The sequence below is a fragment of the Candidatus Neomarinimicrobiota bacterium genome, assembly GCA_022560655.1.
Taxonomy (GTDB): domain Bacteria; phylum Fidelibacterota; class Marinisomatia; order SCGC-AAA003-L08; family TS1B11; genus JADFSS01.
The window spans coordinates 1-14,909 of the sequence record JADFSS010000052.1 but is presented as its reverse complement, the minus strand read 5'-3'; the positions used below and the strand labels follow the sequence as shown (position 1 = coordinate 14,909).

Sequence of the window (14,909 nt, the reverse complement as noted above, 5' to 3'; positions counted from 1 at the left end):
GATGGAGCTGGATACCGTGATCTACTGGACGGTGACGGACTTCATCAGCCTGGGTGATGTGGATGGCGATGGTCTGGACGAGATCGTCGCGGGTCACAGGCCCTCGGCGGGAGTTAATGAGCAGGAGCGACTCACGGCCGTTAACGCCGACGGCACGGTAGTGGACGGCTTCCCCATCGCCGGGATATTCGCCGGTCCCGCCCTCATTGCCAACCTCATGGACGATAGCCGGCCGGAATTGGTGGTGGTCAGGGAGGATGAGATCGTCATCTATAACCCCGAAGGTCGGGTACTGTCGCGGCTGGGGCTGCGTGCCGGTCCCGATGAACTCTTCCTCATGCACCTGGCTGATGGCCGTGTGGGTCTGGCCAACGGCGACCGCATCCACTGGTTTCATCCCGACGAACAGAACCCCCAATGGGTCACCGCTGAAGGCCGCCACGCCCGCAGCCGCTATTCCCTCAACGACGGCACCGAGAAGGCCGTGCAACCCGACATTCTCGATCCGGCCCGGGTATATAACTACCCCAACCCGGTAACGGGCGACAGGACCACCATCCGCTTTTACACCGGCACGGCCTCCAGCGCCACCATTCGCATCTACACGGTGGATGGTCTGTCGGTGGAAAAGGCCACCCTGCGCCCGCTAGTTTCCAACGACTACAACGAATGGGTCTGGGAGGTCGGTAGCAACCCTGCGGGGCTGTACTACGCGGTGGTGGAGCTGGAGGAGGGGGCGCAGCGCGCGTCCGCGCTGGTGAAAATTGCGGTGGTGCGATGAAGGCGGGACCGGCTGCAGGATTACGGTTCTTGCTGCTGGCCGCTGGGCTGCCGCTTCTGGTCCAGGGTCAGGAACTGTGGTTCAACCACCCCGAATTAGAGTGGCAGACCTTTGAGACGGACCATTTCCTTATCCACTATCACGAAGGTACGGAGCGTTCGGCTCGGGAGGCGGCCACGGTGGCCGAGAAAATATACGGTCCGGTAACTAACCTTTACGGCCACGAACCGGCTGCCAAGACCGAGATTGTGATCAAGGACGTGGACGACGTCTCCAACGGCATCGCCTATTACTACGACAACAAGATCGAAATTTGGGCCCGGCCGCTGGACTTCGATCTGCGGGGCAGCCACCGCTGGATGCAGGACGTCATCACGCACGAGTTCGTGCACATCGTCCAGCTGGCCACGGCCATGAAGTTCTCCACGCGCATACCGGGACTCTACTTCCAGATTCTGAACTACGAGGATGAGAAGCGGGACGATGTCCTCTACGGCTATCCCAATGTCCTGGTCTCATATCCCTATCCGGGGGTCAACATCCCGCCCTGGTTTGCCGAAGGGGTGGCTCAATTCATGTATCCGGGCGCCAATTACGACTTTTGGGATTCCCACCGCGACATGCTGTTGCGCGACCGGACGTTGAATGGGAAGGTGCTGAGTCTGAGCGCGATGAACAGTTTTGGCAAGCGGGGCATTGGCAACGAGAGCGTTTACAACCAGGGTTTTGCCTTGGTGCGCTACATCGCCGGGCGGTTTGGCGAGGCGGCGCTGGCGGAGATTTCACGGCTCATGTCCGCGCCCCTGGCTGTGTCCGTTAGCCGGGCCATCAAGCGCGCCACCGGTGCGTCCGGGCGGCAGCTCCACCGGGAGTGGCTGGCGTCGTTGGAGAAGGGCTACGCTAGCGACATGGCGCTGGTGGGAGCCTCAGCGGTGAGCGGTGAGGTCCTCATTGACCAGGGGTCGAGCAATCTGCATCCTGTCTGGCACCCCCGGGAAAGAAAATTTGCGTTTCTCTCCAACCGCGCTGCGGACTATTTCGGCCAGACCGACTTGTATCTGTACGACTTTGCCACGGAAGAGGTCGAGAAACTGGCCGGCACTGTGGTGTCGGCCCCCTGCTGGTCTGTCGATGGCAAGACGCTCTACTACGCCGGGCGCACTGAGCCGGGGAGGACCGGAGCAAAGTGGCTGGACCTGTTCGCCTACGACCTGGACGCTGGAGAGCGGGAGCAACTCACCTTCGGCCAGCGGGCCACCTCCCCGGTTCTGCTGGATAGCGGCCAGGCCATTGCCTACCTCACCGTTTGGGATGGCACTTCCAACATTCACCGGCTGGAGCTGGCCGGCGGAAAGATCGATACGCTGACCCATTTCACAGCTGGGGAATACATCCATTCGCTCACCTTGGATGAGGTCGACAGCCTGATTATTTTTGATGTAACGCTGAATCATGGTCGGCGCCTCTGGCAGCTGCGGCTAGCGGACGGAAGCGTGTCCTCCCGCGCGAATAATTTGCCCGCCGACAGCGACGTGCGCGACCCCTTTGCCGACGACAGGGGCCTGTTGATGGTCACCGATGCCAGCGGGGTCTTTAACCTCTACTGGCAGGGGCGTGGCGCCGACGGCGGCTACGGCACCAACGTGATCGGGGGGGCGTTCATGCCGTCGCGGAACGGGCATGGGCAGCTGCTGTACAGCCTTTACCAGGACGGTGGCTACAAGATCGCCTACCTGGCGGATCCACAACCGTTGGCAGCCTCCCAGGTGGGCGTGCCCCCGGATCGACGCCCCGCCCGGCCCAGCTCCCCGCAGGCGTCCCCGGACGCGACCTTGAGCTCCCGGTCCTATCAGGAAACCATGTCGCGGCCGTTTCTGCTGCCCCGCCTGATGCTGGATTACGGGACACTCAAGCCGGGGCTATATCTGTACGCCAACGAAGTACTGGATCGCCTGACGATGTTCGGTGGGGCTAGCCTGAATAGGCTCGGGGACACCGATTACTTCCTCCTGTTCGAATTCCGCAAATTCCGCCCCACCCTCTATGCCCAGATCTTTTCCGTGCGCCGACACGTGACGAATAAATTCAAATGGTACGACTACGAGGGCACCGACGACCTGCGCTTCACCTTGCTGGAGGGCATCGCCGGAGGGCGCTTCCCCCTTGGGGCGCACCGCTTCTGGCTGGAAATGAGCCTCAGTCAGTACCGTGAGCATATCAAGCAGCGATTGGCGGACCTGAGCGGCGGCTTTTCATTTCCCTACTTCCGTGGGGCCAGCCTCGCTGCGCGCTGGCAACTGGTCAGGCGCAAACCCCAGTACGGCGGGAACATGTTTCCCAGCCGGGGGTATGAATGGCAGGCGGAGGTGCGAGCTGAGAGGAACGGCCTCATCGGCGGTTTCGGCATCAGCGAAGACTACGGCACCCTGGTGCCCGAGTTTGTGGAACATAATACCTATCGACTGACCTTAAATTTCAAGCGCTATGCGGCCCTCAACAGGCGTTACCGGGTTACCGCCGCCTACGATCTAAGGCTTGGCTGGCTGTCCAACCAGAATGTGGACGACTTTTTCGCCTTCTTCGGGGGTGGATCGCCGGGCCTGCGAGGGTATACTTTCTATGACAGTACGGCCCAGGGGTCGAATCTTATGATTCATACTTTGGCCATTCGTGCGCCCCTGGTCCTGGAGCGAAATATTTCACTCGCTCAGCTGATTGTGCAAAACGTATCACTGGGTCTGGTGGTCCAGGCCGGGGATGCCTTTCAAGGCTCGTGGCTGCGGCACATTTACAAGACCTCGGCAGGGGTGGAACTGCGGGTAAACGGGAGCAATTTTTACGTCTTTCCATTTGCCTTGTCGTATGAGGTGCACCGTCCGTTAGGCCATGATTTTCGAGGCTACCGCCACTACCTTACGCTGCTGTTCGATTTTTAGGGAGTAACGATGACCAGAGGCCCAATCATTGCCTGGATGACCTTGCTGGGGATCGCCCAGGCAGCGGCACCGGTGGCCCCGCGCTATCCGCAGCTGTCCAACCCCCTGGTGCAGGGCTACCTTGCCACTCCGCAGTCCGCCAGTTGGCTGGAAGGCCGCCCGCTAGCTTTCCAGCCCGGCGGCACACAGTCCATCGACAGTCTCGGCGCCATTGACGTGAACAGCCCCAACTACCGTTATCCCGGCAGGGCCATGGTTTTGTCGCTGATGGTGCCGGGTGCCGGGCAGCTCTACGTCGGCCGGCCCCTGAAAGCGGTGCTGTTTCTCGGTGTAGAGGTGGCGGCAATCGTCACCTGGGACCGCTACCGGAGGTTGGGGGACAGCAAGACCCAGGCGTTCAAGGCTGCGGCGGATGAGCATTGGGATTTTCGGCACTGGCTGGCCACCTTCGCGCTCTACCAGACCGGCCAGTGGGGACCGGAGGTTGGGCAGGTTTACGTGGGTCCGAAAGGCACCCATCACCTGGAATTTTTTGTCGACATGGACGGAGATGGCCGGCCGGAAATCTTTGGCAACACCAGCGATGACAGTAAGCGCCTCCTGCAGCTGCTTGCCAGTCCCGATACAAACAGGTTTGTATTCATCCAGAAGAATAATGAGTATTACGAAAACATTGGTAAATACAATCAGTTTTTTTCGGGCTGGGACGATGCCGACCCCTTTCTCTCCCAGATCGAGGACCGGGCGTCGGGACTTATTGCCATCACGGGAAATCGTACCCTGTACTTGCAATTGCGCACGGAGACCAACCAGCTGAAAAGCATCGCCAGCTACGCCGTATCCGCACTCATGTTCAATCATGTCATCAGCGCGGTTGACGCTATCTTCACCTCATCCCGATGGAACAGCGCTCACGCCAGGCGTCTCAGCGGTCGATTGTGGTTTGATCCGGCGTTGGCTTACGGTGTTGGCGGGCTGCGGGTAAGCCTGGCCTGGTAGTCACCGCCCGGTGCACTCAATCCGTAGCATGTCCCGCCGTTCGTCCCTTATCTTTCTGTGCGTCCTCGGCCTGGTTGCCACTAGCTGTGCCGGGCGTGGCCGCCAGCAGGGGGGGCAGGACGACATTGATGAGCGCTTTGCCCGGGGAGTGAGCCTGTTTGAGAAGGAAAGGTGGGCGCGGGCGGCCGAGGATTTTAACTGGGTCGTCCTCAATAACCCGGCCGGTAATCTGGCAGCTGAAGCACAATACTACTACGCGGAGTGCCTATATCAGCAGCAACTTTATGTGGAAGCTCAGATAGAATTCGAGCGTCTGTTGCGCCGCTGGGCGTCCACGGAGTATCTGGTGGACGCGCGCTACCGCATTGTGCAGTCACTTGTGGCCCAATCACCCTCCTACTATTTCGACCAGCGCTCTACGGAGGATGCCATCAATGAGCTGCAGGATTTCATCGAGGACTTTCCGGCCACACCGCAGCGGGCGGAGGCAGAGCAGCTGATTGCCGAGCTGCGGGACAAAATGGCGCAGAAAATCTACGAGTCGGGACGGCTCTATCTGAAGTGGCGGCGTACTGACCCTGCGCGGCTTTACTTTGATACGGTGCTGGCAAAATACTACGATACCCTGTATGCGGATGAAGCCCGACTTGGCACGCTGGTCGCCTACATTATCGACGAAGACCTGGCTGGCGCTCGGACCTATCTGGATGAAAATGGCGCCCGGTTTCAGGCGCAGGAATTGCGGCGTGAAGCGGAGCGCCTGCTGGAGATTGCCCAGACGGGAAAGTTTGACCTGGCCTACTACATTCGGCTTTACCAGTGAATCAGTGGGGCATATTTGGCGGCAGCTTTGACCCCCCCCATCGGGGCCACATCGAGATGGCGATCCTGGCAACCGATGCCCTTCCGCTGGCACAACTCTACCTCGTGCCCAGCTTCAGCGCACCGCTGGCCAAAACACCCCCGGCGGCATCCGCCCAGCACCGCCTGGCAATGGTGGCGCTGGTTGCGAACCTGCGTCGCGAGTGGGACGTGCTCTCCTATGAGGTGGATCGACAGCAGCAGGTCGCCACCGTTGATACGGTGGTTTACCTGTTGAAACAGCAGCCGCACACCACTCCCTACCTGCTTCTGGGTGCCGATCAGATGGCGCAAATCCACCAGTGGCAGCGCTGGGAGCAATTGCTGGATTTGGTTCAGGTGCTCTGCTTTGAAAGGGCCGGAGTGGTGCTGCCCGCAGCCCTTGCTGCCAGGTTCCGGATGATGCCCTTTGACTCCCCGATCTCATCCACACGGGTACGCAGCCAGGTCAACCAGCGCGAATCCACCGCCGATTCCCTCTCGCCAGAAGTGGCGGAGTACATCCGGGAACACGGCCTCTACCGATGATTCTGCTGCTCAGCATGCTGGTGGTGGGCGGCGTCATGCTCTATCTGGGCGCGGAAGGGCTGGTGTGGGGCGGTATGCGTTTGGCGCTGCGCCTGCGCGTGGCCCCCCTGGTCATCGGCCTGACCGTGGTGGCCTTCGGCACCAGTCTGCCCGAGTTCACCGTCAGCCTCTACGCCGTCATGCAGGAGGCAGAGGGTATTGCCGTGGGCAACGTAGTGGGCTCCAATATCGCCAATGTGAGCCTGATTCTGGCGACGAGTGCGATTGTTTTTCCCGTGGCTGTCAATTTTAGAGCTGTGCGCGCCGATCTGCTCATTCTCATTGGCCTTACGGTCGTCTTCATTGCGCTCTGCCTGGATGGTGAGCTGAGCCGGTTGGACGGCGCCCTGTTGACGGCGGGAATTATCGCCTACCTCTGGCGCCTGGCCAAAAGCCCTACGATCGCGCCGGACGTGTCGGCTGCAAAACCCACCCAGAGCGTGCAACGCATGTTGCTGGCGGTGGTGGCGGGTCTGGCGATCCTCGCCCTGGGCACGCATCTATTCATTGGGGCGGCGGTAGAGCTGGCCCGCATGTTCGGGTTGTCGGAGCTGGTCATCGGCGCCACCATTGTTGCGGTGGGCACATCCTTGCCCGAACTGGCCACATCGATGGTGGCTGCCCTGCACAAGCAGACGGAAATCGTGCTGGGCAATATTTTGGGGTCCAACGTCTTCAATATGATTGCCGTATTGGGTATCATCCCGTTGTTCAAGCCCATCCCGGTGCCCGCCCAGGCCATCACTTTCCATATGCCCGTCATGCTCGGGCTCACCGTGGTTTTGTTGCCCCTGCTGAGGTTCGGCGGTGGCATCCGGCGGAGCGCGGGTTGGGCCTTGCTGGCCGTCTATGTGGCCTTCATCGTCGGCACCTTGGTCGTGGATCAGGGTTGAGCGGGGCAAGGGTATAGACGTGGGACATCCGGACGGACAGGCCATGATCGGATTCCGGAACGTCACCCTGGCCTATCAACGGGGACCAGGAATTTTCGACATCAGCTTCGAGATCGAATCCGGGGAGCTGGCGTTTCTGGTGGGGCCTTCGGGCGCCGGCAAGTCCACCATATTGAAACTGATCTACATGGCTCTGCTTCCTCAGCAGGGAGAAGTGGAGGTCAGTGGTTATCTGACGCACCGTATACGAAGCCGTCATGTGCCGCTCTTGAGGCGTAACCTGGGGCTGGTGTTTCAGGACTTTCGACTGCTGACCGATCGCAATGCTTACGATAATGTCGCCCTGCCACTGCACGTTATTGGCCTGTCGAGGCGAGATATCCGCGAGCGGGTCTACAGCGTCCTTGACGACGTGGGACTGGGTGAGCGCTCGCACCATTTCCCCCAGGAGCTCAGCGGGGGTGAGCAGCAGCGGGTCGCCATCGCCCGCGCCATTGTGAAGAATCCCGCCATCATCCTGGCAGATGAACCCACCGGCAATCTGGATGCCGGCACCGCCCTGGAAGTGTTGGACCTGCTCACCTTCCTGGCCGAGGATAACGGCAGCACCGTCCTGGTGGCCACCCATGACTATGCCCTCACCGCGCGCAAGCATGGCCGGCTCGTGGAGATCAGCGAAGGGCGGCTGCTGGCATGATGAACAAGTTTCTCTACCTGCTGGGCGAGGGCATCCGCTCCTTGTGGAGAGCCCGGCTGCCCATGTTGGGCTCAACCCTCACCATAACCCTTACACTGGTAATATTTGGCACGGCCTACCTGTTGTTCAGCAACTTCGATCGCGCGACGCGGCGGCTGCAGAGCCAATACCGCATCGACATATTCTTTGACCCGCTCTACAACAACCAGGCGGCCTTCGCGGTCTACGAGCAGTTGAAACAAGTTGAGGGCATCTCCAGCACCGAGTTCATTAACAAGGACCGGGCGGCAGAGATATTTAAGCGGGAATTCGGTGAGGATGTCGTTGCGGTATTGGGCACCAACCCGCTCCCGGCCGGGGCCGTGGTGCTGGTGGCGCGCGGCTACCGCACCGCCCGCCGCATCAACCGTATTGCCGACACCATCTCGGTGCTAAGCGGTGTTACGGACGTGGCCTACCGGGGAGAACTCGTGCGCATCCTGGAACGGTATCTGCAGATCGCCGTTTTTGGGGGGCTAGCGCTGGGGCTGGTCACGCTGCTGGGATCTATTTTCCTGGTGTCCAATACCATCAAGCTGACCATCTATGCGCGGCTGGATGCCATTGATATCATGTACCTTCAAGGGGCGACGCGCTGGTTTATCCGGTTCCCCTTCCTGGTCGCGGGCGTGTTCCAGGGGGCGCTGGGAAGTCTGCTGGCGGTCTTGATTGTGGCCGGGCTGCATGAATTCGTCAATTACGTCCTGGAGCAGTTTGTACTTTACCGGGTGATCGCGCCGCCCTATTTGGCCACCGGCCTGGCCTTACTGGGCGTCTCACTGGGGCTCATCGGCACCTCACGCAGTCTGCGCAAGTTTATCAGTCTGCGGGCGCTGGCGAGCAGGTAAGACGGCACCGACAGGGGACGCCTTGATTTCGGTCCCTTGACGGGCTAAATTTTTCAGCTGATGACGATGACCGGTCAACTTACTAAGAGAGCAGGCAATATTCTTGCAGCCACTGTGGAGAATTACATCCGCACGGCCCAGCCGGTGGCCTCCAATCGCGTCCGGAAGGAGTATCAGTTCCCCATCAGCGCCGCTACGATTCGCAACACCATGGCGGTTCTGGAGCAGTATGGCTACCTGATGCACCCCCACACGTCGGCGGGTAAAATCCCCACCGATAAAGGTTACCGGACCTACGTCGACCGGCTTATGGTGGTGGAAAGCCTGGACGCCGACGTGGCCGGGCAGGTGAAGCGCAACCTGGACAAACTTTCTGGCGACCTCGATGCCCTGCTGCAAATTGTCGCCGCGATCATATCAAAACTCTCGGGCGGAGTGGGCATCGCCATTACCCCGGTCAATCTCAAGAGCCGCCTGCTGGCCGTCCGGTTATTGACGGTCAGCGAAAGCCGTTTGATCCTCATCCTGGAATTGGACAGTGGCGCCGTCCGCACCATCGTGGCCGAAGGTGAGCGGGCGGTCAGCGAGACGGAAATGGTCACCTTGGAGGAGATTCTGAACGAGCGCCTGTGCGGCTTAAGCCTGGTGGAAATTCAGGCCACGGTAGGGGACCGCCTGGGGGGAACCCTCGCGGATGACCTGGGTATCACTGCCCTGATTCTCGATAATTCCAGCGAACTGCTCACCGACCGGAGGCAGAGTGAGGTACACGTGCAAGGGTTGCCACGGGTGCTCACGAGCCCTGAATTTGATGAGCAGAGTCAGGTAGTGACCCTGGTGAGCCTGGTGGAAGATGAGGGCCGGCTGCGCAATCTGTTCATTGAGCATCGGCCTGCCGGTGCTACCCACGTCACCATTGGCGATGAGCACGGCGAGGAAGAGCTGGCGACGTTTGCCTCCATCAGCCGGAGCTTCTACCGGGGTTCCGCGGTGGGGACCCTGGCGGTGCTGGCGCCCAAACGGGTCAACTACTCCCAGGCGTTCGCCGTGCTGGAGTTCCTGGGCACCACCATGACCCAGCTCATGCTGGGCCAGGATTAGTTCGCGTGGCCACCGAGAAATCCACGCACCCAAACGCCGCAGAGGTGAATGGAGTGCCGTCCAAGAAGCCGCCCGGTTCGGCCAGGGCCACAGTGGCAGCAGCCAAAAAAGAACGCCAGCACGGGAAGCGGCCAGCGGCCGGTTCAGCGGCACCCAAGGTTGCTGATGGGCGGGCGCCGGCGGGCGAAAAACCGGATAGCAAGGCCGCCCGGCTGGCGGAGCTTGAGGAGAAGCACCTTCGGTTGATGGCGGAATACGAAAATCATATTAAGCGCACCAGCAAAGAGAAACAGGACCTGGTCACTTACGGCGGCACCGAGGTCATCCAAAAACTGTTGCCCGTACTCGACGACCTGCGCCGGACGGTTGCGCATACCCGCCAGCTCATTGCCCGGAAGGATGACCCGGTGGTCCGGGGCATGCAGTTGGTGCTGGATAAATTCACCCGGGCGCTCGAAGCGGAGGGGGTGGAGGTGATCAACTCGGTGGGCGAGCAGTTCGACCCCCATTTGCATGAGGCGCTCATGAGCCGGGAGTCGAAAGATGGGCCAGCCGGCATCGTGCTGGAAGAATTCGAGCCGGGCTACCGCTATCGCGACCGGGTCATCCGCCATGCGAAAGTGGTGGTGAGCGGCTAGACCTTATGGGCGATTTTTACGAAACTCTGGGGGTTGACCGGGGCGCCAACGCTGATGAGATCAAGAAGGCCTACCGCAAGCTGGCGGTAAAGTTTCACCCTGATAAGAACCCCGGCAATAAGTCAGCCGAAAGCCGGTTCAAGGCTGCCTCGGAGGCTTACGAGGTTTTGAGCGATCCCCAGAAAAAGGCCCAGTACGACCGGTTCGGGTCAGCGAGCGTAAATGGCGGCCAGCAGGGCGGCTTTGACTTTGACCTGTCTGACGCCCTGCGGACGTTCATGTCCGGCTTTGGTGGCTTTGACGATCTGTTCGGGACCGGTTCACGCCAGCGGCGGCGCACCGCCGGCGGCGGCGATTTGCGGGTTACCCTCGCCCTCACCTACGAGGAAATCGCCTCCGGGGTGACCAAGACCGTGCGCGTCAAGCGGTTTGAGAATTGCAGGACCTGCGGCGGCTCGGGTGCTGCCAAGGGGGGCGGCCAGATCACCTGTCCCAACTGCCGGGGCAGTGGCGAAATCAGGCAGGTCCAGCGCTCCATGCTGGGTCAGATCGTCCACGTGAGCGAATGTCGCAACTGTGGCGGCACCGGCCGGGTGGTGGAACGGCCTTGCCCCACCTGCCACGGTGAGGGGCGCACCAGGGTCACCTCCCAAATTGAGGTCGAGATTCCCGCCGGTGTGGCCGCGGGGAATTATATGACCATGAGCGGCGAGGGCAATCATGGGCGCAGAGGTTCACCGCCTGGCGATCTGCTGGTCATGTTCGATGAACTGCCGCACCCCGTCTTCACTCGGCACGGCCGGGACGTCCTGCTGTTGCTCAACATCACTTTTTCCGAAGCAGCGCTGGGAACCACCGTGGAAGTGCCTACGCTGGAGGGCAGTGCCAAGCTGCGGGTGCCGGCGGGTATCCAGGCGGGACTCATACTGCGCATGCGTGGCAAGGGCTTCCCGGAACTGCGGGGCCGGGGCCGGGGCGATCAGCTGGTGCGTGTTCAGGTGGCGGCCCCTGCACGGCTCACCGACCGCCAGAAGCGCTTCTACGAAGAATTGAAGGAGATTGAGCCGGCGATTCCCGGTGCGGAGCGCTATGAGAAGTACTCCGGTTGAGTGAAATTCTTCACTGCCGAAGAGAAGCGAGTCCTGCTGGTTTTGTCCGCCTTTCTCGTTGTGGGGCTGGTGGTTCGGCAGGTGCGCCAGACTGCGCTCTCACCGGCGACGGATGGGCCGGCCAGGGCGGCGGCACAATCCTTTCGTGAGGCCAGCGAACGTTTTATTGCCACCGCCGGCGGCCAGCTGGCGCCGGTGGATGTGAATCATGCCACGGTGCAAGAGTTGCAGGCCTTACCGGGGATCGGCCCGGTGCTGGCGAAGAAAATCGTCGACTTTCGAGCCGAAAACGGATATTTTCGGACTGTTCAGGACCTTAGACGCGTGAGCGGCATTGGCCCAAAATTGTTAAAACGGTGGGAGGGAACGATCGTTGCGCTGGCCGATTCTATTCACTAACCCGGAACTGTTCCTGTTAAGGGTCATCAAAGCGGTGCGCACCAGCCCGCTAGTGTTGCGGGTCGGTGCAGCGCTGCGGACGGTCACCGGGCCCATATCCCGCCGGTGGCACGCTCTGCCCCGGGCGACGGCCATCCTGATACTGGATTGGCTCATCTTTGTTGCCATTGTCATCTTGGTCGTGGTCATCTACGTCCCCCAAAACATCTGGGCGGAGGAGGACGCCTATCGTCTGGAAAGCCGCCGCCGCATGGAGATCGTCCAGGCCGCTGAACGCTATTATTATAAGCTCCGCGGCCACTATGCCACCGAAGGCGATACGCTGTTCATGCTGGTGAGCCAAGCCCACGACTCCCTGATTGCCGATTCCACCTTCATTGGCAACCAGATTATCCGTGTAGCAGGTGTTCCGTTCCGGGTCAACCTGCCCGAGTTTATGGATCGCGAGATGGATACGACTTTTTCGGTGGGCCGTCTGTTGCGCAGGGTGGCGGCGGATACCACTTACGGCGTGCGGCTGTGGAACGTAGATCGCGCCGATCACGACAGCCTGTACGTCAGTGGGTCAGCCGCCCTGGCCCAGATGAGAGCCGCCGACGCGTTCCGCCAGGTGCTGGATACAACCTATACGACCCGCAGTGAGGTATTCGCCGATTACGATTGGCATCGTTTCCGGTTGGAGCCGAAACTGCTGTTCGGGCCGGTCACGGGGGAGCTTTATGACCTCCGCATCGATAGCGCGACCACCGAAATGATCATTGCCAGTCCCATCACTGACGTGTACGAGGAATCCCGCTACCTGTTCTTCACATTCAGCGCCCGAGGCCATGGACGAATCGTGGGTGACGATCCCAGTTGGCGTCGCCGCTGATGGTCTCCCGGAGCTACGGATAATAGCCCATGCTGGCCATCGCCTTTTCGGGGCATGAGTTACGCTATATCCATTGGACCAGGACCGGCGCGGAAGTGCGGCTCAACGCCTGCCAGGTTATTCCGTGGGAAAGTGAGCTCGACCCATTTCGCGATGTGGCCCGGGTACGTGACCTGATCCAGCGGATTATTGTTGACACGGGGGATGCTGACGAGACCCCCATCTTCGTCACCGTGGACGCTGGACTGTGCCACTTTGCCTTGCAGGAGATCGATCCCCAGTGGAATGCCAGAGAGCAGTTGGACTTCATTCAACGTGAGCGCTTTGGCGACGAGCCCCTCTATGCCAGCTTTCAATACCCGCTGTCCCTGGGCGCTGGGCAGTATTTGAATGTGGATTGTCCCATGGTGCTCCGGCGGGCGGTGGAAAATGCGCTGCCGGCCACGGCTGACCTGCCCCATTCGTTGTCGGTGGGCCTGTTTGCCGCCCACAGTTATGCGCAACGGGTCGTGCCCGCGCTGGAGCGTGGTCGGCGGCTTTTCTGGCGCACCTCCGCTGGTGGCCACGACCAATTTCTTGAAATCGAGGATGGTGAGTTCAAAGCGATCCACTTTTTTCAACGGCATGCCACCGCCGTCCAGCACCTGCGGACCATAGGTCAAAGCGGTCTGCAGGTAGCTATTGCAACATTTGTCGAGCAGTTAAGTGGGGGCCGGGAGGCCGAGTTTCCCGAGGTTGACGACGTCTTTGTTTACCTTGGCTCGGGTAGCAGCAGTTTCCTTGAAGGCGTCCTGCAGGTGGAGCAGAGCGCGCTGTCGTTATTGAACCCGTTCTGGCGCTGGAACTGGCCGGAGGTGCCGGAAGCGGATAATCGCTTTACTCAGTCGGCCTTCACCGAATTGGCCGACGCAGTCTGGGCGGGGCAGGATGTTTGACATCAATCTGCTGGCACGCGCCGGCCTCCAGGGCAATGGGGTCGGGCCCGAGGTTGACCAGGATGCCGACCGCGTTGAGGCCATCCTCAGCCGCATGACGGTCCCCGCTTCCCACGAAGTCACCGCGGAGGCGCAACTTGCAACCCTTCCTCGCCGCCGCCGGTGGCCCCTGTTGATCGCGATGATCATGGTGGCTGCGGGCGCATTGTGGATCACCCGGCCGGATCTTGTCGGCCGCTGGGGAGCTGCTCTGGCAAACCGGCTGCGGCCGGCCAGCGCGGTTAGCCCGCCGGTTGGGCCGGTCCATTCTGCGGGTGCCGTGCTGGCGCGGTTCCTGGCGGGACTGCCGGCCGGGGCCACACCAGAGTTCATGGCTGTGGGCGGCGGTCTGCTCATCTACTGGATCAACGGCGAGGCTCTCGGGCAACCCCTGGGATTACTCAATGCCGGGGTGCAGGGCCACCGCTTCTCGGACCTGGTGGCGCCTGATGACGGTGCCGCGCCGGATCGCTGGCTGGGTACGGTCGCCTTTGCCTCGGTCGATCAGGTTGGGGCGTTGCGTCCGGTGGCCTCGGAGTACGAGCGCTTCTTTCGTCGCCTGAAGAACAGGGTGACCCTAACCGGCGGCACCGTTTTACAGATGGTCCCCGGCACGCTCACCGCTGGTGAGTACGTGCTTAACGGCTCGCTAAGTGAGCTGCATGCCCACCTGATGGGGGTCGCGGAGGACGACGCCAGCGTTCATTACCACCGGCTGAGCCTGCTGAAGGACGCCGAACCGGCGGAGCAGGCCTACCTGCTGCGGGTCAATTTCAACCTCATTGAGGAGCGCAATCCATCGCCACGGTTATCATCGCTGGACGACACCGGGGTTTGAAGCTGCAGGCAAGCCCGGATCCATCCGTCCGCCCGACCAAAGCCATTGTGCGCAAGTCGCTTTTTCAGCGGCTGGAGCCGTGGACCGGCCGGCAGGTGTGCGATCTTTACGCCGGGATTGGCGCCCTGGGCATTGAGGCCCTCAGCCGGGGGGCCCGCCACGTGACCTTCGTGGAGCAGAATCGCGCGCTGGTGGCCGTCCTGAAGCAAAATCTTGAACGGGCCCGGGCGGGCGACAACAGCAGCGTCATTACCGGTAGTGTGCGCGCATTCCTGGCTGCGGCGCTGCGCCCATTCGATGTGGTGCTGGCCGATCCGCCCTACAACAGCGTGACGTGGGCCGAGCTGCAGCCCCAGGC

The 14,909-nt window shown here is 61.2% G+C and carries 16 protein-coding genes; all 16 read left to right on the top strand.

All coding sequences use genetic code 11. The features are described 5' to 3' along the window. Nucleotides 1-16 precede the first annotated feature (16 nt). A complete protein-coding gene (locus tag IH971_08315; GenBank protein ID MCH7497840.1) occupies nucleotides 17-781 on the top strand; it encodes a T9SS type A sorting domain-containing protein in 765 nt (254 codons plus the stop codon). Nucleotides 782-810: 29 nt separating this feature from the next. Further along, entirely contained in the window at nucleotides 811-3,717 is a 2,907-nt protein-coding gene (locus IH971_08310) for a hypothetical protein (GenBank protein ID MCH7497839.1), read from the top strand. Nucleotides 3,718-3,726: 9 nt separating this feature from the next. Continuing rightward, nucleotides 3,727-4,716 (top strand): hypothetical protein, encoded by a 990-nt coding sequence (locus IH971_08305; protein MCH7497838.1) that lies wholly within the window; start codon nucleotides 3,727-3,729, stop codon nucleotides 4,714-4,716. A 28-nt stretch (nucleotides 4,717-4,744) separates the two neighbouring features. Then, a complete protein-coding gene (bamD, locus tag IH971_08300; protein MCH7497837.1) occupies nucleotides 4,745-5,539 on the top strand; it encodes an outer membrane protein assembly factor BamD in 795 nt (264 codons plus the stop codon). Then, nucleotides 5,536-6,105 carry a nicotinate (nicotinamide) nucleotide adenylyltransferase gene (gene nadD, locus IH971_08295; protein MCH7497836.1) on the top strand — a complete coding sequence of 190 codons (570 nt, stop codon included), beginning with the start codon at nucleotides 5,536-5,538 and terminating at the stop codon, nucleotides 6,103-6,105. The genes bamD and nadD overlap by 4 nt, the downstream gene beginning before the upstream one ends. After that, the gene (locus IH971_08290) at nucleotides 6,102-7,037 is read left to right on the top strand and encodes a calcium/sodium antiporter (protein MCH7497835.1); all 936 of its coding nucleotides are present in this window, start codon (nucleotides 6,102-6,104) and stop codon (nucleotides 7,035-7,037) included. The genes nadD and IH971_08290 overlap by 4 nt, the downstream gene beginning before the upstream one ends. A 43-nt stretch (nucleotides 7,038-7,080) precedes the next feature. Continuing rightward, nucleotides 7,081-7,734, top strand: a complete 654-nt coding sequence (ftsE, locus tag IH971_08285; protein MCH7497834.1) for a cell division ATP-binding protein FtsE — start codon at nucleotides 7,081-7,083, stop codon at nucleotides 7,732-7,734. Then, nucleotides 7,731-8,621 carry an ABC transporter permease gene (locus IH971_08280; protein MCH7497833.1) on the top strand — a complete coding sequence of 297 codons (891 nt, stop codon included), beginning with the start codon at nucleotides 7,731-7,733 and terminating at the stop codon, nucleotides 8,619-8,621. Before ftsE ends, IH971_08280 begins: the two co-directional genes overlap by 4 nt. Nucleotides 8,622-8,687: 66 nt before the next feature. After that, complete coding sequence (gene hrcA, locus IH971_08275; protein MCH7497832.1) at nucleotides 8,688-9,722, top strand: heat-inducible transcription repressor HrcA; 1,035 nt, start codon at nucleotides 8,688-8,690, stop codon at nucleotides 9,720-9,722. 5 nt (nucleotides 9,723-9,727) lie between these two features. Then, nucleotides 9,728-10,360: a nucleotide exchange factor GrpE gene (locus IH971_08270; protein ID MCH7497831.1), complete on the top strand. Its 633-nt coding sequence runs from the start codon at nucleotides 9,728-9,730 to the stop codon at nucleotides 10,358-10,360. A gap of 5 nt (nucleotides 10,361-10,365) precedes the next feature. Beyond that, complete coding sequence (gene dnaJ, locus IH971_08265; protein MCH7497830.1) at nucleotides 10,366-11,469, top strand: molecular chaperone DnaJ; 1,104 nt, start codon at nucleotides 10,366-10,368, stop codon at nucleotides 11,467-11,469. Beyond that, nucleotides 11,470-11,868, top strand: coding sequence for a ComEA family DNA-binding protein (locus IH971_08260; protein MCH7497829.1), 399 nt, complete (start codon nucleotides 11,470-11,472; stop codon nucleotides 11,866-11,868). Further along, complete coding sequence (locus IH971_08255) at nucleotides 11,843-12,739, top strand: hypothetical protein (GenBank protein MCH7497828.1); 897 nt, start codon at nucleotides 11,843-11,845, stop codon at nucleotides 12,737-12,739. Before IH971_08260 ends, IH971_08255 begins: the two co-directional genes overlap by 26 nt. 29 nt (nucleotides 12,740-12,768) lie before the next feature. Beyond that, the gene (locus tag IH971_08250; GenBank protein ID MCH7497827.1) at nucleotides 12,769-13,674 is read left to right on the top strand and encodes a hypothetical protein; all 906 of its coding nucleotides are present in this window, start codon (nucleotides 12,769-12,771) and stop codon (nucleotides 13,672-13,674) included. Continuing rightward, nucleotides 13,667-14,551 carry a hypothetical protein gene (locus tag IH971_08245; protein ID MCH7497826.1) on the top strand — a complete coding sequence of 295 codons (885 nt, stop codon included), beginning with the start codon at nucleotides 13,667-13,669 and terminating at the stop codon, nucleotides 14,549-14,551. The genes IH971_08250 and IH971_08245 overlap by 8 nt, the downstream gene beginning before the upstream one ends. Further along, a partial coding sequence (locus IH971_08240) for an RsmD family RNA methyltransferase (protein ID MCH7497825.1) occupies nucleotides 14,548-14,909 on the top strand: 362 nt, incomplete at its 3' end. The genes IH971_08245 and IH971_08240, both read left to right, overlap by 4 nt.